This is a genomic window from Pseudomonas sp. CH235, from assembly GCF_004368175.1.
In the GTDB taxonomy this organism is placed as follows: domain Bacteria; phylum Pseudomonadota; class Gammaproteobacteria; order Pseudomonadales; family Pseudomonadaceae; genus Aquipseudomonas; species Aquipseudomonas paraglycinae.
Genome location: NZ_RRZJ01000030.1, coordinates 40,140 through 65,120, shown reverse-complemented (window position 1 = coordinate 65,120; position 24,981 = coordinate 40,140). Strand labels below are relative to the sequence as shown.

At 62.1% G+C, this 24,981-nt stretch carries 22 protein-coding genes; 6 read left to right on the top strand and 16 right to left on the bottom strand.

What is annotated here, in order from left to right:
- Positions 1 to 3: 3 nt before the first annotated feature.
- The gene (gene gstA, locus EIY71_RS23760) at positions 4 to 618 is read right to left on the bottom strand and encodes a glutathione transferase GstA (RefSeq protein WP_134023384.1); all 615 of its coding nucleotides are present in this window, start codon (positions 616 to 618) and stop codon (positions 4 to 6) included.
- Positions 619 to 726: 108 nt separating this feature from the next.
- Between gstA and EIY71_RS23755 the strand changes: the two genes are divergently transcribed.
- Positions 727 to 1,614, top strand: coding sequence for a transcriptional regulator GcvA (locus tag EIY71_RS23755; protein WP_134023382.1), 888 nt, complete (start codon positions 727 to 729; stop codon positions 1,612 to 1,614).
- 132 nt (positions 1,615 to 1,746) lie between these two features.
- Positions 1,747 to 2,172: a cupin domain-containing protein gene (locus EIY71_RS23750; protein ID WP_085604329.1), complete on the top strand. Its 426-nt coding sequence runs from the start codon at positions 1,747 to 1,749 to the stop codon at positions 2,170 to 2,172.
- 65 nt (positions 2,173 to 2,237) lie between these two features.
- Here EIY71_RS23750 and EIY71_RS23745 read toward each other — a convergent pair whose 3' ends face one another.
- The 4 genes from EIY71_RS23745 to EIY71_RS23730 form a co-directional block, all read right to left on the bottom strand.
- A complete protein-coding gene (locus EIY71_RS23745) occupies positions 2,238 to 3,353 on the bottom strand; it encodes an alkene reductase (protein WP_134023380.1) in 1,116 nt (371 codons plus the stop codon).
- 150 nt (positions 3,354 to 3,503) lie between these two features.
- The gene (locus tag EIY71_RS23740; RefSeq protein ID WP_134023378.1) at positions 3,504 to 5,741 is read right to left on the bottom strand and encodes a molybdopterin cofactor-binding domain-containing protein; all 2,238 of its coding nucleotides are present in this window, start codon (positions 5,739 to 5,741) and stop codon (positions 3,504 to 3,506) included.
- Entirely contained in the window at positions 5,738 to 6,211 is a 474-nt protein-coding gene (locus EIY71_RS23735) for a (2Fe-2S)-binding protein (RefSeq protein ID WP_085747390.1), read from the bottom strand. Before EIY71_RS23735 ends, EIY71_RS23740 begins: the two co-directional genes overlap by 4 nt.
- Positions 6,208 to 7,467, bottom strand: a complete 1,260-nt coding sequence (locus tag EIY71_RS23730; protein WP_134023376.1) for a cytochrome c — start codon at positions 7,465 to 7,467, stop codon at positions 6,208 to 6,210. The genes EIY71_RS23735 and EIY71_RS23730 overlap by 4 nt, the downstream gene beginning before the upstream one ends.
- Before the next feature lie 308 nt (positions 7,468 to 7,775).
- On the opposite strand from EIY71_RS23730, the gene EIY71_RS23725 reads away from it, so the two are divergent.
- Both EIY71_RS23725 and EIY71_RS23720 read left to right on the top strand, forming a co-directional pair.
- Positions 7,776 to 8,975 (top strand): MFS transporter, encoded by a 1,200-nt coding sequence (locus EIY71_RS23725; RefSeq protein WP_134023374.1) that lies wholly within the window; start codon positions 7,776 to 7,778, stop codon positions 8,973 to 8,975.
- A gap of 100 nt (positions 8,976 to 9,075) precedes the next feature.
- Positions 9,076 to 9,993 (top strand): LysR family transcriptional regulator, encoded by a 918-nt coding sequence (locus EIY71_RS23720; protein ID WP_134023372.1) that lies wholly within the window; start codon positions 9,076 to 9,078, stop codon positions 9,991 to 9,993.
- Here EIY71_RS23720 and EIY71_RS23715 read toward each other — a convergent pair.
- Positions 9,990 to 12,164 (bottom strand): TonB-dependent siderophore receptor, encoded by a 2,175-nt coding sequence (locus EIY71_RS23715; RefSeq protein ID WP_134023370.1) that lies wholly within the window; start codon positions 12,162 to 12,164, stop codon positions 9,990 to 9,992. The two genes, EIY71_RS23720 and EIY71_RS23715, sit on opposite strands and share 4 nt — an antisense overlap.
- A 404-nt stretch (positions 12,165 to 12,568) precedes the next feature.
- Between EIY71_RS23715 and EIY71_RS23710 the strand changes: the two genes are divergently transcribed.
- The gene (locus tag EIY71_RS23710; protein ID WP_085747376.1) at positions 12,569 to 13,009 is read left to right on the top strand and encodes a hypothetical protein; all 441 of its coding nucleotides are present in this window, start codon (positions 12,569 to 12,571) and stop codon (positions 13,007 to 13,009) included.
- Between the two features lie 124 nt (positions 13,010 to 13,133).
- Here EIY71_RS23710 and EIY71_RS23705 read toward each other — a convergent pair whose 3' ends face one another.
- The 6 genes from EIY71_RS23705 to EIY71_RS23685 all read right to left on the bottom strand — a co-directional run bounded on the left by EIY71_RS23705 (position 13,134) and on the right by EIY71_RS23685 (position 19,279).
- Positions 13,134 to 13,553, bottom strand: a complete 420-nt coding sequence (locus tag EIY71_RS23705; protein ID WP_085747375.1) for an organic hydroperoxide resistance protein — start codon at positions 13,551 to 13,553, stop codon at positions 13,134 to 13,136.
- Between the two features lie 321 nt (positions 13,554 to 13,874).
- Positions 13,875 to 14,036, bottom strand: coding sequence for a hypothetical protein (locus tag EIY71_RS28625; RefSeq protein WP_166673447.1), 162 nt, complete (start codon positions 14,034 to 14,036; stop codon positions 13,875 to 13,877).
- Between the two features lie 157 nt (positions 14,037 to 14,193).
- Entirely contained in the window at positions 14,194 to 15,546 is a 1,353-nt protein-coding gene (locus tag EIY71_RS23700; RefSeq protein WP_134023368.1) for a cytochrome c, read from the bottom strand.
- Between the two features lie 17 nt (positions 15,547 to 15,563).
- Positions 15,564 to 17,813, bottom strand: coding sequence for a molybdopterin cofactor-binding domain-containing protein (locus EIY71_RS23695; RefSeq protein WP_134023366.1), 2,250 nt, complete (start codon positions 17,811 to 17,813; stop codon positions 15,564 to 15,566).
- Positions 17,813 to 18,268 (bottom strand): (2Fe-2S)-binding protein, encoded by a 456-nt coding sequence (locus tag EIY71_RS23690; protein WP_085611777.1) that lies wholly within the window; start codon positions 18,266 to 18,268, stop codon positions 17,813 to 17,815. Before EIY71_RS23690 ends, EIY71_RS23695 begins: the two co-directional genes overlap by 1 nt.
- A gap of 78 nt (positions 18,269 to 18,346) precedes the next feature.
- Entirely contained in the window at positions 18,347 to 19,279 is a 933-nt protein-coding gene (locus EIY71_RS23685) for an AraC family transcriptional regulator (protein ID WP_134023364.1), read from the bottom strand.
- Positions 19,280 to 19,508: 229 nt separating this feature from the next.
- On the opposite strand from EIY71_RS23685, the gene EIY71_RS23680 reads away from it, so the two are divergent.
- Entirely contained in the window at positions 19,509 to 20,717 is a 1,209-nt protein-coding gene (locus EIY71_RS23680) for an MFS transporter (protein WP_134023362.1), read from the top strand.
- A gap of 188 nt (positions 20,718 to 20,905) precedes the next feature.
- Here the strand turns inward: EIY71_RS23680 and EIY71_RS23675 are convergent, their stop codons facing one another.
- The 4 genes from EIY71_RS23675 to EIY71_RS23660 form a co-directional block, all read right to left on the bottom strand.
- Positions 20,906 to 21,904, bottom strand: a complete 999-nt coding sequence (locus EIY71_RS23675) for an NADP-dependent oxidoreductase (protein ID WP_134023402.1) — start codon at positions 21,902 to 21,904, stop codon at positions 20,906 to 20,908.
- A gap of 67 nt (positions 21,905 to 21,971) precedes the next feature.
- Positions 21,972 to 22,841: an alpha/beta fold hydrolase gene (locus EIY71_RS23670; RefSeq protein ID WP_134023360.1), complete on the bottom strand. Its 870-nt coding sequence runs from the start codon at positions 22,839 to 22,841 to the stop codon at positions 21,972 to 21,974.
- A gap of 82 nt (positions 22,842 to 22,923) precedes the next feature.
- Positions 22,924 to 23,712: an SDR family oxidoreductase gene (locus tag EIY71_RS23665; RefSeq protein WP_134023358.1), complete on the bottom strand. Its 789-nt coding sequence runs from the start codon at positions 23,710 to 23,712 to the stop codon at positions 22,924 to 22,926.
- Between the two features lie 39 nt (positions 23,713 to 23,751).
- Positions 23,752 to 24,849: an alkene reductase gene (locus EIY71_RS23660; protein ID WP_134023356.1), complete on the bottom strand. Its 1,098-nt coding sequence runs from the start codon at positions 24,847 to 24,849 to the stop codon at positions 23,752 to 23,754.
- Positions 24,850 to 24,981: the final 132 nt, after the last annotated feature.

Below are 24,981 nucleotides of genomic sequence, written 5' to 3'. Positions count from 1 at the left end.
ATGTCAGACGACCGGTTGCGTGGCTTCCTCTGCCGCGATGGCCGCCCGCACGCTGGGCCTCTCGGCGATGCGCGTCATGTAGTTCGCCAGCGCTGGCCAGTCTTCGATGGCGATACTGAATGTCGGCAACCATTTCAGCACCGTGAACAGATAGGCATCCGCTACGCCGAACACTTGCATAAGAAAGGGCTGTGTCGCGAGGATGCGGTTCAGGTAATCCAGACGCTTGAACAGTTTGTGCTTGAAGATCGTCTTGGTGGTTTCCGGGATTTCGCTGCTGAACAACGGCGCGCTGCCCCCATGAATTTCCGAGCTGATGAAAATCAGGTGTTCCTGCAGGCGCGAGCGTTCCCAGGTGCCATTGGCCGGGGCCAGCGAATGGCCGGGTACGAGGTCGGCGAGGTACTGCAGAATCGCCGGGCCTTCGGTCAGCACTTCACCGTTGTCCAGCATCAGCGCAGCCACGTAACCCTTCGGATTGATCTGGCGAAAGTCCCGGCCGTCGGCGGTTTGCTTGGTCTGGTTGTTGACCCGGATCAGCTCGAACGGCAGCGCCAGCTCGCGCAGCACAATGTGCGGCGACAGCGAACAGGTCATGGGGGCGAAGTACAGTTTCATGGGATCTCCTTGCAGGTAGAGCCTCAGAATCCGCTATCGCCGCGCCGCTTCGCAAAGGACAAATGCAGTGCTAGCGTATGACAAAATCTCATGGTCTGAAGAGGTCATATGCTCCCCCGACTGCCATCGCTCAACGGATTGCGAGCCTTCGAATGTGCCGCCCGGCACCTGAGCTTCACCCGCGCCGCCGAAGAACTGAACGTCACACAGACCGCGATCAGCCATCAGATCCGGCGCCTCGAAGATGAACTTGGCGTGCGTCTGTTCATGCGCTTGAAGGACGGGTTGGCGCTGACGGAGGAGGGCAATGCTTATTTTCCCGGCATCCGCTCGGCGTTTCTTGAGTTGCGTTACTCGACTGAAAAGCTGCTGGAATCGAGCAACAACAGTGTCCTGACCATCAGCACTTTGGTGTCGGTGGCGTCCAAATGGCTGTTGCCGCGATTGCCATCGTTTCGCGAGGCGCATCCGCAGATTGATGTGCGGATCAGCGCCTCCACCGAGCTGGTCGACTTTCGCAAGGCCGGGATAGACGCGGCGATCCGCTACGGTAACGGCGAATGGCCTGGGCTGCGGGCTGACTGGCTGATGTCCGACGAGATCTTCCCGGTGTGCAGTCCGCGACTGCTGAACGGCGATAAGCCTTTGAATACGCCGGCGGATCTGGCCCATCACCCTTTGCTGCAAGTCAGCGGCTTGACCGCCAATGACTGGAACGACTGGCTGCACGCGGCAGGCCAGCCACCGCTCACGGCCAAAGGCCCGCGTCTGACCTTCGATCTGGCAATGATGGCCGTGCAGACCGCGATTGACGGGCAGGGCGTGTGCATCGGGCGTTCGACCTACGTCGATGACGACTTGCGCGCCGGGCGACTGGTGGCGCCGTTTGATCTGCGGCTGAAGTCCACGTCGGGTTTCTACTTTGTCACGCCCCATGAAAACGCCGGGTCAAAAAAGATCGTGGCATTCAGGCAATGGCTGTCAGACGTGCTGTGAGTTGTATGCGCGTGTATCAATCCCGCTGCCGTACACAATCGGGTAACAAACCCCGACCTCAGGACACATCCCGCGTACATGCCTCGGCCAAAGTAGTCGTCAACACATCACTACTTCCAAGAGGGCAACACCATGCGCCGCACACTTCTGATGACCGCTGCCGCCGTACTCGTTTCGCTGACCGGCCTCGCCCACGCGGCTGACACCCAATCCGCCGCCCCGGCGAAAAGCTGGCAGCAGGGCCTGAGCCGCACCGATCTGGTTCGTCAGGATCTAGGCGCTGCGGATCGCGAAGTGATCCAGGCCCGTGTCGATTTCGAACCGGGCGTCACCTCGCCCAACCATGCGCATCCGGGTGTGGAAGTGGCTTACGTGATCAGCGGCACGTTCGAGTATCGGCTTGAAGGGCAGGCACCGGTGACGCTCAAGGCGGGGGATTCGCTGTTCATCCCGGCGGGTGTGGCGCATATCGCGAAGAATGTCGGCAACGAGAAGGGCTCGGAGCTGGCGACTTATATCGTCAAGAAGGGCGAGCCGCTGCTGATTCTCAAGCAGTAACGCTCCGCGAAAACGAAGAAGGCCTGCCGATGTGGCAGGCCTTTTTGCATCCGCTGTTCAGCGTATCAATGGGCGTGCACCGGGTAGTCGATATAGCCACGCTGATCGCCGCCAAAGAACGTGCTCGGGTCCGGTGCGTTGAGCGTCAGCCCTTCACGGATTCGTCGAGGCAGATCGGGGTTGGCCAGAAACGGACGGCCAAACGCGATGATGTCGGCCCGCCCGTCGGCCAGCGCCTGTTCCGCCGACTCGGGGTCGTAGCCGCCGGCGATCATCAACACGCCAGCCCAGGCATCACGCAACTGAGCGATGATCGCGTCCCAGCGCGGATCGAAGTTTTCATCCTTGACGGTGCCGACCACGGCGGGCTCGACCAGATGCAGATACGCCAATTTCCAGCGGTTCAACGAACTTACGATGTAGCCGAACGTGGCTTGCGGCGATTCATCGCCCATGCCCATGAAGCGGCCCATGGGAGTCAGGCGCACGCCGACACGGTCGGCACCGACTTCGTCGACCACGGCCGCCACCACTTCCAGTAACAGGCGCGCACGGTTTTCCAGAGTGCCGCCATAACCGTCGGTGCGCTGGTTGCTGTTGCTGTTGATGAACTGGTCCAGCAGATAGCCGTTGCCGGCGTGAATTTCCACGCCATCCATCCCGGCGTTCAGTGCATTGCGTGCGGCGCGGCGGTAGTCGCTGATGATGTCCGCGATCTCCGACGTTTGCAGTGCGCGCGGCACCGGCACGTCACCCCAGACACCGTTGCCCTCGGCATCGACGATGAAAGTCTTGCCCGGTACAGGCAATGCGCTCGGCGCCACCGGCAATGCGTTGTCCGGTTGAAAGCTTGGGTGCGATACGCGGCCCACATGCCACAGCTGCATGAAGATCAACCCGCCAGCCTCGTGTACCTCGCGGCTGACTTCGCGCCAGGCTTGCACTTGTTCATCGTTGTAGATGCCAGGCGTCCACGCATAACCCTGGCCCTGACGGGAAATCTGCGTTGCCTCGGTGATAATCAGCGCGGCGCTCGCCCGCTGGCGGTAGTACTCGGCGTTCATGGACGTCGGGATGTCGCCCGGTTGCCCGGCACGGGAGCGGGTCAACGGTGCCATCGCCACCCGGTGGGGAAGTGTGTAGGGGCCGAGGGCGATGGGGCGGAACAGATGTTGTGTCATGGGGGTTCTCCAGTCTTCGAAAAGGGTCGGCAGGGCGGTGTCGGGACATTTGTCCCGACACCGGATGGCCCTACGTTAAGCGGCTGACCGGTGCTTGATAATCCTCACGCGACGCCACGCTGCATTGCGTGAAATGCAACGTGGCGCGGTTCAGGAAGGCTGTTGCGAGCGGGTCAGGGGCAGGTTCAGCCAGCGCCGTCCGGTGGCGTTCGCCACGGCGTTGCCGATGGCAGCCGCCATGGGGCCCTGGACGATTTCGGCGGCCCCCAGAAACGGTTGCCCCGGTTGGTCGAGCAGGTGAACGTCGACCTTCCTGGGGACTTGCGAGAAGCGCAGGATCGGGTAGCCGCTCCAGTCGTAGCTGCGGATGCCGCCGGCGTCATAGGCGACTTTTTCATACAGCGTCCAGCTGGTGGACTGCACGATCCCGCCCTCGACCTGGTTGCGCAGGCCATCGGGACTGACGATCTGTCCCACGTCGACCGCCGTGACGACGTGATCGATCTGCACTTCGCCGGTCTGCGGATGCACCCGCAGACGCACGGCAATGGCGCAGTAGCCCATGATGTTTTTGTAACGCGCGAAGGCGAAGCCAAGGCCTGCGCCGGGTTCACTGCTTTTTTGCGGCCAGCCGACGGCATCGCGAACCTTTTCCACAACAGCCCGTGCCCGAGGGTCTGTCAGGTGTGCCAGACGCAGGGCAACCGGATCGACTGCGGCCTTGGCGGCGAGTTCGTCGATACAGGCTTCGATGGCGAAGACGTTGATGTGGGCGCCCAGCGAGCGCATGGCCGAGGTGCGGAACGGCATTTCGGTGACGAAGTTCATGTCGATCCGCGAAGAGGCCACGGTGTACAGCGGCACCGCGTTACGATCGCCATCGCCCTCAGGCTGGGCGATCGGCACCGAGGGTGCTGAAGCGAAAGGCCGGGCCAGCAGGCGTGCAGGCAGCAAGCGCCCGGCGTTGACGATGCGTTCGTTGTGCGGCGTGGTCCACAGCTCATAGTTCCAGTCCTGCAGCCGACCCTGTGGGTCAAGGTTGGCTTGCACTTCGGTGACCATCGCCGAGCTGTAGGGCTCCCAGAGGTTTTCCTGCTCGCGCATCCACTGCACCCGCACCGGCGAGCCCGGTACGCGCATGGCAATCAGCGCTGCGTCAGCCGCGGCATCGTCTGCGCCGTTGTGGCCGTAACAGCCGGAGCCTTCAGTGTGGATGCAGCGCACGCGCTCGGGCGGCAACCGCAGCATTTCGGCGATCCCGGCTCGCAGCGGATACACGCCCTGGGTGTGGGTCCAGACGGTGAGGGTGCCGTCCTTGAACCAGGCCACGGCGCAGGACGGACCGATCGAACCGTGCATCAGGTATTGCTTGGTCACCCGGGCGCGATATTCGTGGTCGGTCGCGCCCTGGGGCGTGCCTTCATGGCTGATCGGATAACGCCGTGAAGGCAGGCGTTCGAGCAAGGTGTGGATGTCGCGCGATTCGGGAATCGCCTGTCCGCCGCTCCAGCGCGCCGATGCGTATCCATGACGCATGGCTTTGATCGCCTGCCATTCATCCCGCGCCACCACGGCCAGATAATTGCCGTCGCGAATCACCTGCACCACCCCCGACAGCGTCTTGATCGATTCAATATCGATGGCTTCCAGCGTGCAGCCGGGACGCGGCGGGCGGATGACCCGGGCGTGGAGCATGCCCGGCAGGCGAATGTCCTGCACGAACGCCGCGCCGCCGCTGACTTTGCCCGGGATATCCAGGCGTGGCAGCGAATGGCCGATGAGCTTGAACGACGCCGGCGGCATCGAGGGCGACTCGGATTTTGCATAGTGGTGCAGATCGACATGCTGCACGGCGTCGGCGTAGGACATGCGTTGCCCGGTCGGGCCGAGAATGCTGCCGTCGCGAGTCGTCAGCAGCGCCGGCGCAACGTTCCAGCTGCGCCCGGCCGACTCCAGCAGCATCTCGCGCACTTGCGCCGCCGCGTTGAACAGCGCCGTGCCGCTGTCGAAAATCGTGTGGCTGCCGGCGGTGTAGCCTTCGTTCGGCGTCAGTGCGGTGTCGGCGGTGAGCAGGTTGATCGCGGTCGGATCTACCTCCAGGCGTTCAGCGGCAATTTGCAGCAGCGCGGTTTTGACCCCGGTGCCCAGTTCGACCTTTCCGGTGTAGACGGTGATGCCGTCGGGGCCGACGCGGATCCAGGCATCGAGCCAGGGGTTGGTGCGCAGGCTGCCGGGCAGGTCCGGTGCCAGCACCACAGTGCCCAAGGTATCGACTTCGGTGTCGGCCAGGGCGCGGCGTGAGACCGGCACCAAAGCAAACGCTACCAGCAGGGCGCCCCCGCGCAGGAACGCACGGCGACTGTGATCGACCTCGTTGATCGCTGTCATAGCGCGCTCCCGTTTTGCCGGGCGACAAGGCTGATCGCCTCGATGATGCGCAAGTGCGTGCCGCAGCGGCACAGGTTGACGGACATGTGTTCGCGAATGGTCTGCTCATCGGGATGCGGATTGCTTTCCAGCAATGCCTGCGCACGCATCAACATGCCGGCGATGCAGTAACCGCATTGAGCGGCCTGTTTGTCGATGAACGCTTGCTGCAGGGAGCCGGGGTGTTCGGCGGTTCCCAGGCTCTCGACCGTCCGCACCTTTTTGCCCTCAAGACCGGCGCAGGGTGTCAGGCAGGAAAACACCGGTTGGTCATCGACGATGACGGTGCAGGCACCGCATTGGCCCAGACCACACCCGTACTTGGCGCCGTTGAGGCCCAGGTGATTGCGTAGCGCATAGAGCAGCGGCATGTCGGGTTCCAGCTCGAGGGCCCGGGAAGATCCGTTGACGTTGAGGGTGATCTGAGTCATTTCGTCTCCTGACGTAGCGCTTGGAGGGTGGCAGGAAGGTCGGTCCACGGATGGTCGGGTCTGGCCTGATGGCGCAGATAGACGGCCAGGGCGTCGAGTTGAGCGTTGTCGAGACTGGCGGCGAACGATGGCATCACCGGCCTCGGCTGACCGGGTTCTGCCGGGATGCCTTCGAGTACGGTTTTCACAAAGTTGCGCGGGCTGGCGGCCTGCAGCGCCGAGGTGCGATCCAGTGCCGGGCGGCCGTCGATTTCACGCATCGGCGCGCCTTGGGCATGGCAGCCGGCGCAGGCACTGGTGAACAGCAGCGCGCCAGAGGATCGATCCGCAGGTTCAGCGCTGGCGCTCGGAATTTCGTTGATCGCAGTTTTCGCCGGCAGACTCAGCAGGTATTCGGCAATCGCCTGGGCATCTTCTGTGGGCAAGCGCGCCAGACCGAGACTGACCGGGCGCATCGGGCCCGCTGCCGTGCCGTGTCCGTCGACCACTTCGGCCCGCAGGTAACTCACCAATTGTTCGCTGCTCCACGGGTTTGCCCGGTGCGCCATGCCCAGCAGTGACGGCGCGTCCCAGCCATCCACGCTGCCGCCGGCCAGGTTTTCGCCGGATTTCTCGGCGCCGATCAGGTTCAACGGCGAATGACAGCCCGCGCAGTGACCGGGACCTTCGACCAGGTAACGTCCGCGATTCCACGTCTGCGATTGCTCCGCCAGCGGCGTCAGCGGTTTTCCATGCAGGAACAGCAGGTTCCAGAACGACACCAGTGGCCGGATGTTCATCGGGAAGTTCATGCGGTTCTGTTGTGGCGGCGAGTCCACCGCGGGGCCGCTCATCAGGTACGCATAGGCGTCGGCGATATCGTCTCCGCTCATGCGCCGGTAATGAACGTAAGGGAAGGCCGGGTACAGGAAGTGGCCATCGCGGGAGATCCCTTCACGCATCGCCCGCTCGAAGGCCGGCAGCGACCATTGGCCGATGCCGGTCTGTGGATCCGGGGTGATGTTGGTGCTGTAGAGGGTGCCGAACGGCGTCACCAGCGGCAGTCCACCGGCCAGGTATTGGCCACCGGGCCGCGTGTGACACACCGCACAGTCGCCAGCCTCGACCACTCGTGCGCCGCGTTGCAGTTGCGCGGAGTCGAAGGTTTGCGGGCGTTCGACCGGCGCAATTGCCGGCCGCCACATCAGCGCCAGGGCAGCGATTGCACCGATCGACGCGAGGGCTGCCGCGCTGATCCACAGCGCTCTGGATCTCATGAAATGACCGTTCATGAGCGGCTGCCCAAGCGGCACGCGGTGGGCGTGAGGGACGGATTCGGCATCTTCGACAACTCCTTGAACGACCGGGGAAGGGCGCCGATGCAAAGCCCTGCGCCTGGTGCCCAAGGGTAGAGAAGGTGCAAACGTCCGAGTATTGCTGGACCGCGCAATAGCACGTTGCGCCAAGTGCAACGCCGAGGGTCGTTGCATTTGGCGCATCACTCAATTGCCCGAGGGATGGATACTCGAACGCCCGCACAGCCCCTAGCCTTGGCGTCACTTTCCCAACTCATTGAGGTGTCATCATGCTTACGGGCAATCCGGCAGCGGCGGCCAAGGCCGAACCATCCGCTTCTCTTTCCGGCCTGATGGTCGCGTTCCTGGCATTCTGCTGCGGCGCGGTCGTGGCCAACCTTTATTACGCTCAGCCGATCGTCGAACTGATCGCGCCGCAGATCGGCCTGTCCAGTGCCAATGCCAGTCTGATCGTTTCACTCACGCAGTTCGGTTATGCATTGGGCCTGCTGTTGCTGGTGCCGCTGGCCGACCTGATGGAAAACCGCCGGCTGGTGGTGGGCTTCACCCTGGCGGCGAGCGTGACGCTGTTGTGCGCCGGTCTGACGCATTCGCCGTCGATGTTCCTGGTCCTGTCGTTGCTGATCGGCCTGACTTCGGTGGCGGTGCAGATTCTGGTGCCGTTGGCCGCGCATCTGGCGCCCGAGGCAACCCGTGGCCGGGTGGTGGGCAACATCATGAGCGGCCTGTTGCTGGGCATTCTGCTGTCGCGGCCACTGTCGAGTCTGCTGGTGGAAGTGTTCGGCTGGCGCGGGGTGTTTTTCAGCGCAGCGGCGCTGATGGCTGTCATCGCACTGATCATGGCGATTGCCTTGCCGCGCCGCGTCCCGAGCCATCAGGCGACGTACGCTGCGCTGATCGGCTCGGTGTTTGCGCTGGCCCGTCGGCACGCGGTTCTGCGTCAGCGTTCGCTGTATCAGGGCTTGCTGTTCGCCAGTTTCAGCCTGTTCTGGACCCTCGCACCGATCCAGCTGATGCGGCACCACGGTTTCAGTCAGGCACAGGTGGCGATATTTGCCCTGGTCGGCGCCGTCGGCGCGGTCGCAGCGCCGATTGCCGGGCGGCTGGCCGATGCCGGGCACGGTCGGCGCGGGACGCTCGTGGCACTGTTGCTGGCGCCGGCCTCGTTGCTGATCGCCGCGCTGCCGGGCAGCAGCTATATCTGGCTGGTGGTTTGCGCGGTGCTGCTGGACTTCGCCGTGCAGCTGAACATGGTGCTGGGCCAGCGCGAGGTGTACGCCATTGATCCGCACAGCCGGGCCCGCCTGAATGCCGTGTACATGACCAGCATCTTCGTCGGCGGTGCTCTGGGATCGCTGGTCGCCAGTCCGCTCTACGAGCATTTCGGCTGGAACCTGTCCGCCGTGACCGTGGCGTTGCTGCCGGCCCTGGCTCTGGCGCTGTTCCTGAGCCGCAAGGCCGATGCCTGAACCTCAGGCACCGCTGAGTCCGATGAAGCACGGTCTTACAAGACGATCGGCGAACGGTGATGCACAATCATCACCGTTTCCTTTCGATCGGGCTCCACTTATGGACAAGTTGCTGGCACTGAAGATGTTCGTTGAAACCGTCCGTTGCGGTGGTTACTCCTCGGCGGCGCGCAAACTCGGCATCTCCACCTCTTCGGTGACGCGCCAGGTGGCGGGGCTGGAACACGAGTTGGGCGCGAGCCTGCTCAACCGCACCACACGCAACACCAGCGTGACGGTCGCCGGCCAAACCTATTTCGAGAAAGCGGTGGCCATTCTCGATGCCATCGATGAGGCCGACGCGGTGGTTGCCGACCGTGGCAGCGAGGCGCAAGGACGCCTGCGCATCAGCGTGCCGGTGGAATTCGGCCGACAGATCATTGCGCCGCAACTGGGGGTATTGCTCGACCGCCATCCGGGGCTTGAAATCAGTGTGTCGTTGAGCGATCAGGTCAGCGATCTGCTGAGCGAGCAGATCGATGTCTCGGTGCGCCTGGGATCGTCGGTGGTCAGTGACGATATCGTCAGCAAACGCGTGGGCGGCTTCCAGCGCTGGGTGGTGGCGAGTCCGGATTACCTGAGCGGTCACGCTGTGCCGGCGCATCCACGTGACTTGCTTGAGCATCAATGCCTGCGCTTCGACTACGGTGGTTCGCACCAGCACTGGACGTTCCAGGGCGACGAGGAAACCATCCAGCTCAATGTCCATGGCCGCCTGCAAAGCAACAATGCCGATATCCTGCGCGAAGCGGCGGTGGCGGGGCGCGGGGTGGCCCTGCTGGCGGACTGGCTGGTGCGCGCTGATGTTGAGGCGGGTCGGTTGATGCGGCTGCTGGAGGGGTATGAAGTCAACCCCGGTAATGCGAGCTGCTGCATCAATGCGTTGTATCTGCCCAATCACCGTGGCTCCAGTCGTATCAATGTGTTCATTGATTTTCTGGAAGACATTCTGGCGCGTCCCTGCGCTAAGAAGACCTAGAAGGTGTACTTGGCCGTCAGCATCATGTTGCGCGGCGTGCCATAGCTGTCGCCGCCGTAGCTGACGGAGTTGGCGATGGTGGAGTAGTACTTGCGGTCGAAGATGTTGTTGGCGTTGAGTTGCAGGTCGAGGTTGTCATTGACCCGGTAGCCGGCCATCAGGTCGGTCACGGCGTAAGCGCCTTGCTTGAGGCGGTAGTTGCCGCCATCGAGCAGTTCGATGTCGTTGTACATGCGGCTCTGCCAGGAGATGTTGCCGCCCACACGCAGTTTTTCCAGCGGGCCCTGGAAGTTATAGCGGGTGGTGAGCTTGAACAGGTGCTCCGGGGTGTCGGTGTCGAACTGCTTGTTGACGTTCTGCGGGTTCGCCTCGTCTTTGATGGTGTGCGTGCGGGCGTAGGTGTAGCCGCCGCCGATCTGCCAGTTGTCGGTGAGCGCGCCTTGCAGCTCGAGGTCGATACCCTGGCTGCGGATTTCGCCGGAGGCGTCATAGCAGGAAGACTGCGGGCAGTTCGGCACGAACACCTGCACCGCGCGGTTTTCCTGATCGACGCGGAACACGGCGAGGCTGGCGTTCAGCGCGCCGCCCAGGTATTCGCCCTTGATACCGACCTCGTAGTTCTTGCCCACGATCGGCTTGACCGGGTTACCGGAGGTGCCCTTGTTGCTCTGCGGGGTGAAGATGTCGCTGTAGCTGGCGTACACCGAATGATGGTCGTCCAGCTCGTAGATCAGGCCGGCATAGCGGGTGACGTTGCGGGTGACTTTGTAATCGCCGTCGCCATCGCGGTTGTCGTAGTCGTACCAGTCCAGACGCCCGCCGAGGATCAGCTTCAGCGGGTCGGCCAGGCTCAGGCGGGTGGTCAGGTACACGCCGTCCTGAGTGGTGACTTCGCGCGTATTGTTGGTGTGGACGAAGTCCGGCTTGCCGGCGTTGATCGGCCAGTTGGTGTCGTAGGGCGAGTAGTTGTGGGTGGTCAGGTCGTAGATGCGTTTACTGGCGCCGACCACCAGTTCATGGCTGCGCCCGAAGGCTTCGAACGGGCCGCTGAAGAAGGCGTCGAGACCTGCCTGGTTTTCATCGGCCTTGGACTGGTAAACCGTGCGGGCCAGTGTGTCGTTGACCCAGCGTGACTGGTACGAGCCGGAGAACAGCGCGTTCTGCTCGGAATAGTTGGCGTTGACCTGCAGCTTCCAGTCGTTGGCCAGTTGCTGACGGATCTCGGCGAAGACGGTGTTGATCTCCTGATCCTTGTCTTCCCAGGAAGTGCCGGGGTTATACGAGCGCGGCAGGTCGAGGTGATGGCCGTCGAGGCCGATCATTGATGAACCCCAAAAGTAGTTGGTCCTGTCCTTTTGGTGCGAGAAACCGAGGGTCAGGGTGGTGTCGTCGCTCAGATCGGCTTCGGTGACGGCGTAGAACAGGTTGTGTTGTTCGTCCACGTCATCGATGAAGCTGTTGGCGTCGTGGTAGGACGTGACCACCCGGCCGCGCAGGGTGCCGCTGTCGTTGAGCGGGCTGGAAGCATCGAGCTCGCCGCGATAGTTGTCCCAGGTTCCGGCGGCGCCGGTCAGGGTGACGCGCTGCTCGGCCAATGGCCGTTTGCGCACCAGGTTGATCGCCGCCGAAGGGTTGCCGGCGCCGGTGACCAGACCGGTCGCGCCCCGAACGACTTCAACCCGATCGAACATCGCCAGATTCGGCTGGGAGCCGACGTTCACGCCGTCGTAGCCGCTTGGAATGCCGTCGTACATCAGGTTGTCGATGTTGAAACCCCGGGCTTTGTAGGCCTGTCGGCCTGGGCCGTTGGAGTAGTCGAGGAACAGCCCAGGCGTGGCGTTGACCACGTCGTTGATGCTGGTCATCGCCTGATCGTCCATGCGCTGACGGGTGATGACAGTGACGGCTTGCGGTGTTTCGCGCAGGGTCAGCGGCAGTTTGGTGGCGGTGGCCATGGTGCCGGTGGTGTACGACTCCGAGCCTTCGGTGGTACTGCCCAGTTGGGTGGATGTGATTGCAGTCGCGCCGAGTTCGAGGGTGGCGGGTGGGGCAGCGTCTTGCACCTCGCGGGTTTCATCGGCCAGCGCCGGGGTCATGACGGCCATGCAGATGGCCATGGACAGGAGGTTGCGTGACGGGTTGAAACGATGCGGCGAGGTTGGGCGCGACATTGAGGCTTCCTGATTTTAAATAGCAAACAAAGAGCAGTTGAGAATCATTGCCAATAATTGTGTCAGGGTTTTTTACCGCAACAAAGCGCTTCGTGAAAAAAATGTGAAATTGCGCAACGGGAGAGGGCGGTGGGCTTGAGTCATTACCGAACCGCTCAAGTACGGACGTTGCAGCACAGCCAATCGAAAAGCCGTTTGTCAGCTTCCTATGCAATCCAGCAGGTTGGCGTCTACTTTTGTGGCCGGGTCAGCCAAATGACAGGCGAAATTCTGAAGTCATTGAAGCGAATTCGAACTGGCCCCGTGACGTTGATTTCAGGATGGATCTTGAATGAGGCGCGGAGCGTCGCTCCGGCGATGCGTAACGGAAACCCGCGCCTTTGAACTCGTTAAGGAGAACGCAGATGGCAATCAGCCGAGTCACCGAAACAACCGATAAAACAGCGCTGGTGCAAGCCGAGGTGTACCGCTGGTACAACCTCTTTTTCCCGTGGTCGCGCGGCGTCGCTTCCCAGTCGGAAGAGGCGATCAAGCCTTTGTACGATGCCCTGGCGAATGATTTCCGGGTGGTGCTCACGGACGGTCAGATCATGGACCGCGAGAACTACTGGGAACGCCTTTGGGGGCTGCACGGCAAACGTGCCGGAAGCCCCGAATCACACATCATCAATCTCTCGATCACGCCACTTCCCGGTGACTGCTTCCTGACGGTTTTCGACCTGGTCAAGAACGGGATCACCAAGAAGAAAGTCGACTCGGCGCTGATGCGCCTCGACCCGGATTCGCCATCGGGAATCTCGTGGATTTACGTCCACGAAAGCGAGCACGAGACGTCGTTTGCGTAAATCGTTGAATGACCGTTTCGCTCCTCTGGTTGTTTGAACCGGAGGAACGGCATCGCTCCAACCCTGTAAAAAGAACCGCCCGAAGCCGTGCATCGGGCGGTTTGTCGGATCAAACAGGGCTGATTCAGATCAGCCGCAGGGTGACGTCGATGTTGCCGCGAGTGGCCTTTGAGTAAGGGCAGGTCTGATGCGCAGCGTCCACCAGCGCCTGAGCGACCGAAGGCTCCAGCCCCGGCAGGCTGACACTCAAGCGCGCCTGAAGAAAGAATGCATCGCCGGCCTTGCCCAGATCGATTTCGGTTTCGACCGCCACCTCCGCCGGAAGCCTGATCTTCTGTGCCGCGGCTGCCTTGCCCATGGCGCCGATGAAGCAGGCCGACCAACCGGCTGCCAACAGCTGTTCGGGATTGGTGCCGCTGCCATTTGAACCGGGTGGCGAGAGCTTGATGTCCAGGTTGCCGTCCGAACTGCGCGATGCGCCATCGCGCCCGCCGGTGGTGCGGGTCTTGCCGGTGTACAGCACGGTGTCGAGTTGATTGATCATGGAAATACCTGCCTGAGTGATGGGGGATGTCGGACAGCGGAGGTTCCGATGGCTCACACTTTTGCATTGGCATGTACCCGAGATGTGTCGTGCAGCGGAGTTTTTGTATCGCTCTGTAGCCTGTATCGGCGTGGAAGGGGTCAAGGGCGCAACCAGGCTGGATGCATGTGGGAGAGGACTTGCAGGTGGCGTTAGTCCAGAGTGAAACAGATAGAGTTGACTGGCGGTTGATCTCGTATTCACACCTGGCCGTTTTTAACCGGGTGCAGCGCAGGGGGGGAGCCGAAAGCCCGGACCTTGCCGGGCGGATGATGGACATATTCAGCGCGAATCGGCATTTCGCGTACGTTGCGTTGCAGATGCTTCGCGGGGCCTGCGAAGCCACGTGATGACAGCATGTACCGGGTGGAGGACGGCGACGAGAACGCCAAGCAGCATGATGGTGAAGATGATGATCAGCGGGATGCTTTCATGCGAGAACATGGTGGGGAACTCCTGTAGTCACTATGTCGGAACCCGCAGACTAGACGCTTGGAGCGATGTTTTAGATGAATGTATGTTCATTCGACGAGGTGTGGAATGTGGTACGGCGCAAGGGCGTTTCCACACGCAAGTCGATGGCTCTCGTCGGGTTTTCCTCTTAACGCATCTGCAGGATGATCGGACTGCTGCTGGCCGGATCAGTGTGCTCACGCAGTTTGCCAACCGTGTTCGCATCCACAGCTTTGCCGTGATTGCCCCAGGTGCTGCGCATAAAAGTCAGCACCTCGGCGATCTGCTGATCCGACAGCTGCTCACGGAAGGCCGGCATGCGATAGGCATCCGGCACGCCGGCCGCCACCACTCGTTGCGAACCATTCAGAGTGATGTTGATTGCCGAGGCACTTTCCTTGGCCAATGCCGAGGTGGCGCCCGCCAGTGGCGGCATCCATTGCGATTGACCCTTGCCGTCCAGACCGTGGCACGACGCACAGCGCGTCACGTAGGTCTGTGCACCGGGCGATTCCAGACGTGGCGCTGCCGAAACCGCTTGATACTGCCAAGGTGCACCATCGCGTTCGCGATCACCGGGTAGCGACTTCAGGTAGTGGGCAATGGCCGTCAGATCGTCATCGCTCATGAACTGCGTGGAGTTGTTGAACGCCTCGGTCATCGAGCCGTAGACCACCGCGTGCTGGTTGCGACCGGTCTTGAGGAACTGCACGATCTCTTGCTCGCTCCAGCGGCCCAGCCCGGTGTTGTGATCATCACGCAGGCTCGGGGCGTACCAGCCATCGAGCAGGGCGCCGGCGAGGTATGGCTTGCCGGACTCATCCAGTGCCTTCTCGTTGAACGCCAGGCTGCGCGGCGTGTGGCAACTGCCGCAGTGCCCGGCGCCCTGCACGAGATAAGCGCCGCGGTTCCATCGTTCATCCTGCGACGGTTTAGTCACATAAGGTTCGGCGTCAACAAATACGCCGTTCCACAGCGCAATCGGCCAACGCAGGTTCAGCGGAAACGGAATCGCACTGGGGATATTCGCCTGTTTGACCGGCGCTACGCCTTTCATGAAAAACGCATACAGCGCTCGTACGTCTTCATCACTGAGCTTGGCGTAGGACGGGTAGGGCATCGCCGGGTACAGACGGCGACTGTCGGGCGCCACGCCGTGGCGCACGGCACGGTCGAAGTCCGCCAGGCTGCAGTGGCCGATGCCGGTTTCCGTGTCCGGGGTGATATTGGTCGCATGGATCGCGCCCAGCGGCGTGGCCATTTCCAGCCCACCGGCGAATGGCGCACCGCCCGGCACGCTGTGACAGGCTACGCAATCGCTGAGCCTGGCGACGTATTCGCCACGGGCGACCAGCGCCGGGTCGATGTCGGCCACGGCGATCTGATGGTTCTCCAGGCGCGAGACTGGCTCGCGGGTGACGTACCAGGCCAGAAGGCCTGCCGCGAGCAGGCACGGCACCGCCAGCCAGCCAGCGGTTCTTGCAAATCGGCTGTTATTCATGAACGCTCCGGCGCTGATCAGGTGAAGGTGTGTCGGCTCATGGGCAGGCTGCGCACCCGCTGACCGGTCAGCGCTGCCACCGCATTGGCGACAGCAGGTGCGACGGCAGGCAACGGCGGCTCACCGATGCCACCCATTTTTTCCCCGCTCTCGACCACGCGCACATGGACCCGTGCCATTCGCGCAGGCGGCAGGATCGGATACAAGTCGTAGTTGCGCGCCCGGGGTTTGCCATCGATCCACACGGCTTCTTCCACCAGCGTCTGCGACAGTCCCAACGCCACGGCGCCGTTCACCTGAGCCTCGACAATCGCCGGGTTGACGATGCTGCCCGGATCAATCGCTTGCCAGATGTCATGCACCTTGACCTGGCCGTTCTCGATGGACACCTCGGCGATCACCGCCGTCTCCGTACCAAACGGCGAAGCCATGGCCACGCCGCGCGCACGTTTGCTGCCATCCTCGGCGGTAAACGGCCCACGTTTCCAGCCGCCCGACAGTTCACCCACGGCTTGCAGCAGTGTGGTCAGCCGTTGGTTGTCACGCAGCAAATGCAGGCGCAGGTCGAACGGGTCTTTGCCGCCCTTGTCGGCCAGTTCATCGAGGAACGATTCATAGAAGAAGTCGTTGAGGGAATTGCCCACCGAACGCCAGTAGCCGAGCATCGCCGGACCCTTGACGTAGATCTGTGCGATGCGCTTGTTGGGGATCGCATAGGACTTGCCCGACAAGCCTTCAAGCGCCGTCGGATCGAGCTTTTCACCTTGCTTGCCGGCGAGGGCTTCGGTCGGGCCTTCGGTGGCACTGATCGCTTCGATTGCCAGCGGCCAGCCGTCGTTGTCCAGCGCGGCACGGAAATTCACCGCCGCCACCGGTCGAAGCACGTCACGCAGGAACTCTTCTTCGCGACTCCAGATCAGTTTGACCGGGCGCCCAACCGCTTTGGCCAGCGCGATGGCCTGAGGGTAGGGACTGGCCGAGTCGTAGAGGAAATGCCGACCGAAGAACCCGCCCAGCAGCGGCGAATGCAAGGTGATGCGTGACGGATCGAGCCCGGTGCGTTTGGCGATATCGGTGCGGAACATGTCCGGCGCCTGATTCGGCAGCCAGACTTCCAGCGAACCGTCCGGATTGAATCGGGCCAATGCCGACGGAGGCTCCAGTTGGCCGTGGTTCAAATACTGGTTGTGGTAAGTGGCATCGATCAGGGTTTTGCTTCCCTTGAGCATCGCAGCCACGTCGCCTTCGTGTTCATCATCTTTGGCCGGGCCCTTGTCTTCGGCGAGGCGCTTGAACCAGGCATCGCTGGAAAAGTCGGCGGGCATCGGCCGTACTTTGCTGTCGGCCGTCGGCTCTTGCCAGTCGACCTGAATCGCCTCGACGGCACGTTTGGCGTGCCACCAGCGCTCGGCGACTACCGCCACGGCACCCGGCAGACGATGCACGGAATGCACGCCTTTCATCGCCTTGACCTGATCTTCGTTGCGCAGGTTGCCCACGGTCATCCCCAGGCGCGGGGCATGTTGAACGGCGGCATGCAGCATGTCGTCGACTTTCAGATCGATGCTGTACAGCGCCTTGCCCGTGGATTTGTCGTAAGCGTCGAGACGCTTCACCGGTTTGCCGATCCAGCGGAACTGACTCGGATCGCGCAGCTTCACCGAGGCCGGATCGGGTACCGGCAGATCCATCGCGCGCTCGGCCAGTTCACCGTAGGCCAGCGAGCGGCCCGACTTCGCATGGACCACCTTGCCAGGCTCGGTGCTCAACTCGCTCACCGGCACGCCCAGTTGCTGCGCGCCGGCCTGCAACAGCATGGCGCGGGCAAGGGCACCGAGGCGGCGCATGACCGGGTAACTCATGCGCACCGACATACTGCCGCCGGTGATGCGCATGCCGTTCTCCATGACTACGTAGGCCTCGCCGGGCGGGGCGGCTTCGACCAGGAAGGTCGCCGGATCGGCATCCAGTTCTTCACCGACGATCTGCGCCATTGCGGTGAACGTGCCTTGTCCACCTTCCATGAACGGGCACAGCAGACGCACGCGGTTGTCCGGACGGATCTCGAGAAACGCCGGGACCTGCGTGCCGCGCTCGGCCGTCGCCGTTGCTGCAGCTTGCACGCGTGTCGAACCGAGTGGGAGACCGAAGCCGAGCACCAGCGCGCCGACGGCGGTACGGGTCAGGAAGCGTCTGCGCGACACATTGATCGGTTCATGCAGATCCAGTAGTGAAGCGTGCTGTGAAGGGTCGATACGAACGTTCATCACGCGTCCCCCTTGCCGGCAAGTTCATGCACGGCGGCATGGATGGCGTTGTACGTACCGCAGCGGCACAGATTGACCATCGCCGCCTCGATCTGCGCATCACTCGGTTTGGGGTTCTGCTTGAGCAGCGCGGTGGCAGCCATCACCTGCCCGGACTGGCAGTAGCCGCACTGGGCGACCTGCAGATCGACCCAGGTCGAGACGACTCGTTTGCCCACGTCATCGGTTTCGATGGCTTCAATGGTGGTGACCTCGCGGCCAACCACACCCGCCACCGGCGTGACGCACGAGCGCACGACGTTGCCGTCCACCAGCACCGAGCAGGCGCCGCATTGCGCCAGTCCGCAGCCGTACTTGGTGCCGGTCATGCCCAGATCATCGCGGATCACCCACAGCAAGGGCGTATCGGCGTCGGCATCGACCTGATAGGTCTTCTGGTTGATTCGTAGTTCCATGGTTCACCCGCTTGATCATCGGTTGACGTGCATTGTTATGAGCGGTGACACGCGGCGGGGCGAATCACCGGTTTTCGTTCAATTCGCGACTGTGCCGAGCGCTTCTGCCTCGAAGGGCTGCCCGCGCAAAAGGGCCATGTCACGACTCGGCGCGGTGCCGAACAGACGGCCGTATTCGCGGCTGAACTGCGAAGGGCTTTCATAGCCGACCGCAAACGCTGCCCGCGACACATCGAGGCGCTCGATCAGCATCAGTCGGCGCGCTTCGTTGAGCCGCAGCCATTTCTGGTATTGCAGCGGACTCATGCCGGTGAGCTGGCGGAAATGATGGTGAAAAGTCGGCGCGCTCATCTGTACCCGCGCGGCCAGATCGTCGATGCGCAGGGCATCGGTGTAGTTGACCTTGAGCCAGTCAATCGCCTTGGCGATGCGATAACCCTGACCGTCGACGGCAGTGATCTGCCGCAGTCGCGGGCCTTGGTCGGTGTGGAGCAGCCGATAGTGGATTTCTCGCAGAATCAGCGGCGCCAGGACCGGGATCGCCTCGGGTTCATCGAGTAATGCCAGCAGGCGATCGAGCGCGTCCTCCAACGCTGACGACAGGCTGCCAATCGCAGCGCCCGTACCCGTTGATGGCTGGCGTTTCGAGGGCAAGCCGCTCTTGGTAATGACCTCGGCAAGCATGCTGACATCCAGTTTCAGCACAAGGCCGACACAGGGCCATTCGGGAGTGGCGAGCATTACTTCGGAGTTGGCGGGCAGGTCCAGCGACGTGACCAGAAACCGCGACGGGTCATAGCTGTAGCCCTCACCGCCGACCCACAAGCGCTTTTCGCCGCGACCCACGAGAATCAGGCTGGGTTCGATCATGCACACAACGGGGGGCGCCGGCTGGTCGCGACGAAACAGCGACAGCCCGGGTATCGAAGTGGCGAAGTCACCCGGTGCGTTCACACGCGGGTCGATGTGCCGTGCCAAAGGTGATTCCTGGGGCTGAGGGGTCGGGATCATGTGGGCTCACTCCTTTGACCGGACTCTAATGCGCGCGCGCGACGTTTCCTATCCATCACCCTGCATCCCCAGAGGATCAGGCAAGCATTCAAGAGGAATGCACTAGGGAAGCACCGGATTGACCGGGAGAATGTGTCTATCTGTTACAGGGGCAGTGCCCGGACGGGCGACAAACTGCTTGCCCCTGCGCATCACCCCCCTACGTTTTTTCGCACCACAGGTAGTTTTCATGACGTTACCTTCTACAAAACCTTCTAAAAGAACGGGCGGCTGGAGCGCCGTGCTGGCCATGTCGTTGGCCGCATTCGCCCTGGTCGCTTCAGAGTTCATGCCCGTCAGTCTGCTGACGCCTATCGCGGCGGACCTGCATATCACCGAAGGTCAGGCCGGGCAGGGGATTTCCGTGTCCGGTGCCTTTGCCTTGATCACCAGTCTGTTGATTGCCTCGGTCGCCGCTCGCATCGAACGCAAGAAGCTTCTGCTTTGCCTGACCTTGTTGATGATCGTCTCCGGAACGGTCGTCGCACTCGCCCCGGGCTACCCGTCGTTCATGTTCGGACGTGCGTTGATCGGGATTGCGATTGGTGGTTTCTGGTCGCTGTCGGCGGCGACTGCCATGCGCCTGGTGAAGCCTGAACAGGTTTCCCGTGCGCTGGCCATCGTCAATGGCGGCAACGCTTTGGCCACGGTCATCGCCGCTCCGGCGGGCAGCTTTCTCGGCTCGTTGATCGGCTGGCGCGGTGCATTCTTCTGTGTGGTTCCGGTCGCGGTGCTTGCCGCCGTGTGGCTGCTGATCAGCCTGCCGTCCTTCAAGGCCGAACGCCAGGCAGGTAGCGGCAACGTTCTGCGTCTGATGAAGCAATTGCCAGTAGCTTTGGGCATGGTCGCCGTCAGCGTCTTTTTCATGGGCCAGTTCATGCTGTTCACCTACCTGCGACCATTTCTTGAGGGCGTGACGGGCGTCAGTGTCTCAACCTTGTCGTTCATGCTGCTGGGGCTTGGAGTGGCAGGTTTTATCGGCACCTTTCTGATCGAACGGTTTGTGGGGCGTGGCCTCTACCGCACGTTGACCGCCATTCCGCTGATCATGGCGGTGATCGCGCTGGCGTTGGTCAGCTTCGGCAAATCGCCGGTGCTGACCGCCGTGTTGCTCGGACTCTGGGGGCTGGTCGCCACGGCCGCGCCGGTCGGCTGGTGGACATGGCTGGCGCAGACGCTCCCGGATGATGCGGAAGCCGGAGGCGGTTTGCTGGTAGCCATCGTCCAACTGGCGATCGCCGGCGGCGCAATCATTGGCGGTCTGGCCTTTGATTTGAGCGGTTACAAAGCCACCTTCGAGCTTAGCGCCGCTGTTTTGGTCGCCGCTTCCGTGCTGGCCTGGCTGGCCGGGCGCAATGCCACGCAAATTCAACTTGTCGAGTCGAGCGCGGCAGCCTGAGGAGATCACCTGCAACCTTCCTTATGGCTCAAGCATCAAACTGCGCCAAACGATAACGGGCGGTTGAACCTGCACATCATCCGGTTGAAGCGCTTGCTGCTCCTCTGGCGAAATCAATTCGGCTGAGGGCCGCTCCAGCAGTAAAGGGTGTGCAGTGTCTACGTTCGATTCAGGAACAGGCGGCGTGGTCATTTGAGCAGAACAACGACCTTGCCCTTGGCGCGTCCCCGCTCAACGTACTTCAATGCCTCGGCTGTTGATTCAAAGGGGAAGGAGCGATCAACCACAGGTTTGATGATTCCGCCCTCAACGAGCGCGGTGATGCGTTGCAGTTGAGCGCCATTGGCTCGCATGAACACAAACCCATAGCTGACGTCCTGCTTGCGCGCTTTGCGACGAATGCCAAGGCTCAGCAGGCGCATGACTTGCTGCAATGGCCAGGACAACCCTTGTTCCCGCGCGAACTGCACAGTGGGTGGGCCCGAGATGGAAATGAGTTGACCACCGGGTTTCAGGACCGCGAGAGATTTCTCCAGCACGTCGGCGCCAAGGCTGTTCAGCACCACGTCGTAGTCACGCAGCACATTTTCGAAGTTTTGCTGTTTATAGTCGATGATTAGATCGGCCCCCAGCGCCTTGACCCATTCGACATTGGCGGTACTGGTGGTTGTGGCGACAAACGCACCGAGGTGTTTGGCAAGCTGAATGGCAATGCTGCCGACGCCGCCGGAACCCGCGTGAATCAGCACTTTCTGGCCCTTTTGCAGCCGGGCGGTTTCAACCAGTACTTGCCAGGCGGTCAGTGCAACCAAGGGCAGGGATGCGGCTTGTACCATGTCGGTATTGGCGGGTTTCAGGGCAACCGCGTTTTCGTTCACGGCGATCAATTGGGCGAACGTCCCGATCCGCGCTTCGGGCGGGCGAGCGTATACCTCGTCTCCCGCTTTGAAGCGTGTCGCCTTCGAACCGACTTCAACCACGACTCCCGCCAGGTCATTGCCCAGGATCAACGGAAAGGCGTAGGGCAGGATCAGCTTGAACTCGCCTTTGCTGATCTTCGAATCCAGCACGTTGACACTGCTCGCATGGACCTCGATCAAGACGTCGTGGGCACCGATTGCGGGGGCGGGCGCTTCGCCAATGCGTCCGGGGTTCTTGCCATAGCCATCAATCAGAAATGCTTTCATCGTGGTGCGGCTCTTGCTGGTTGTACGGAGGGTAGTCGGTGGGTTGCCGTGTTGCTGCGTGACGTGATCAAGCATCGAGAAACGCCTGCGCCTTGGCCACAAAGTCGGCGTGATGCTGGAAAATCCCGCCGTGCCCGGCATCCTCATAAATCACCAACTGTGCGTCGGGGATAAGCCTGGCCAGTTCAAACGAGTTAACGCTGGGCACCATGATGTCGTTGTCGCCGTTGACGACCAGCGTCGGTGTGCGCAAGCGTCCAAGCGCTTGCCGCGGTTGTTTGCCCCACGCCGTGATGGCTTTCAATTGCCGCAGGAAGGCGCGTGGCGTCGGGCCCTTGTCGCGATTGTTCTTGCGTGCCTTGAGGCGCCTTAAATACTGCGAGGCAGACCGTCGCCCATTGGCCGACGAGGTGAAGAAAAGGTAGAACTTGGGATCGCGCAGGGTCAGCAAGCCTTTGAGGATCAATGGCCATGACACTGTGCCGAACTTGTCGATGCCGGTGCCGCCCGCCGGTCCAGTACCGGTCAGAATCAACCGGCGTACCAAGTCAGGCGCCTTGAGGGCAATGTCCTGAGCGACGAAACCTCCGAGGGAAAAACCGAGCACATCCACGGTTTTCAGCCCCAGCGCCCTGATCAGCTGGATGGCATCGTCGGCCATTTCACCCACCGTCAGTGGCGCGGTTCCACCCGAGTTGCCGATACCGCGATAGTCGGTGGTGATGACGCGTCTGGTTTGCGCCAGGCCATCGATGATCGCGGGGTCGAAGTTGTCCAGCACCGCGCCCCAATGATTGAACAGCACGAGGGGCACGCCGGTTGCGGGCCCGGTGTCGCGGTAGGCGTAGGGAATGCCGTTGACCGTGATCGACTGGTTCGCCGCGTCGATGAATGACGTCGGCGAACCCGAGCGGGAATTTGTCTGTATTGAACTCATTGTCACTCCGGCAAGCCAGCAGGATTCGATGCAATGCCCTGTGCCTGCATCGAATCCGGCGCGAATGCTCGCTAGCAAAAAATCACTGTGGCGTCTGATAGCGCTGGGCAACCGCAGACTGGCGGATTTGCCCCAGCAGGCCCTGGCGTGCGCTCTGCAGGTCATCCCAGCGCTCGGCTTCGTGCAGCGGCGGGATGGTCACAGGTTCGCGACGATCGAAACCGACCAGTGCGGCATCCACCAGATCACCCACTTCCATGATTTCGCTCAGGGTGTTGATGTCGACGCCGGAGCGATCCCAGATTTCCGTGCGGGTGGCGGCGGGCAACACGGCCTGCACGTAGACGCCCTGAGGCGAGAGTTCCAGGCTCAGGCCCTGGGACAGGAACAGCACGAAGGCCTTGGTCGCACCGTAGACGCTCATGCCGAACTCCGGCGCCAGGCCCACCACCGAACCGATGTTGATGATTGCGCCGTCGCCGGCCTTGGCCAGGCGTGGGGCGATGGCGCTGGCGAGCCGCACCAGCGCCGTGGTGTTGAGGGCCACCAGTTGCGCGACGCTGTCGGTGCTTTGGTCGACGAAGTGGCCGGACAGCGCGGCGCCGGCGTTATTGACGAGAATGCCGATGCGGGCGTCGTCGCGCAGGCGGCTTTCAACGGTGGTCAGATCGGCGAGTTGGGTCAGGTCCGCCGGGATAACATCGACGGCGACGTCGTGCCCGCTGCGCAAGCGCGCTGCCAGTGTGTCCAGGCGAGCCTGATCGCGGGCGACCAGTACCAGATCGTGACCACGTTTGGCGAAGCGTTCGGCATAGACGGCGCCAATGCCGGTAGAGGCGCCAGTGATGAGAACAGTAGGGCGAGTGCTCATGGGGTATCTCTCTTTCAGGAGGTGAGAAACGGAACGCGCTCAGCTTGCGCTGACGCTCGATTCAGCCAGCGTCGGGTAGTCGATGTAGCCCGCCGCGCCGCCGTAGAGGGTGGCGGGATTGAACGCGGACAGCGGCGCACCCTGCTTGAGGCGCTCCACCAGATCCGGGTTGGCAATGAACGGGCGGCCGAAGGCGATCAGGTCGGCCTGGTCTTCGGCCAGCCGCGCAGTCGCCAGGTCCAGGTCATAGCCGTTGTTGGCGATATAGGTGTTTTTGAAGCGCTGGCGCAGGGCGTCGAAATCGAAGGGGGCGACGTCACGCGGGCCGCCGGTCGCGCCTTCGACCACGTGCAGGTAAACCACGCCGAGGGCGTCGAGTTGCTCGACGACGTAATTGAATTGCGCCTGCGGATCGCTGCTGGCCACGCCGTTGGCCGGCGACACGGGAGACAGACGCACACCGGTGCGATCCGCGCCGATCTCCTTGATGACAGCCGCTGTCACTTCGAGCAACAGACGCGCACGGTTTTCAATCGAACCGCCGTAAGCGTCGGTTCGCCGATTGGCGTTGTCCTTGAGGAATTGATCCAGCAAATAGCCGTTTGCACCGTGAATCTCCACGCCGTCGAACCCGGCAGCGACCGCGTTGGCCGTGGCCTGGCGGAAATCGGAAACGATCCCCGACAGTTCGCTGGTTTCCAGGGCGCGGGGTTCGGAGACGTCTTCAAAGCGGTTGTTGACGAACACTTTGGTCGCGGCACGCAGCGCAGAAGGGGCCACCGGTGCGGCGCCGTTTTCTTGCAGGTCAACGTGTGAGACGCGGCCGACATGCCACAGCTGCAGGAAGATTTTTCCGCCCTTGGCGTGGACGGCATCGGTGACTGTGCGCCAACCGTCAATCTGTGCCTGGGTGTAGATCCCGGGGGTGTCCTGATAACCCTGGCCCTGTCGGGAAATCTGCGTCGCTTCGCTGATCAGCAAACCGGCGCTGGCGCGCTGGCTGTAATAGACGGCCGCGAATTCGCCGGGGACAAAGCCCTGGCCTGCGCGGTTGCGTGTCAGCGGTGCGAGAACAACGCGGTTCGACAACGTGAGACTGCCTAGCGTGTAAGGGGTGAACAGAGTCTGTTTGGTCATCTGATGAATCTTCCGTGCCCGTTGATGGAGATCGGTGGGGTGTGAAATTAGGATGATGATCGAAATCTAAACTGTCAACGGTTTTGATTATGGCCGACATCTATGTATCATCGGACGCAGGAATTACCGCTA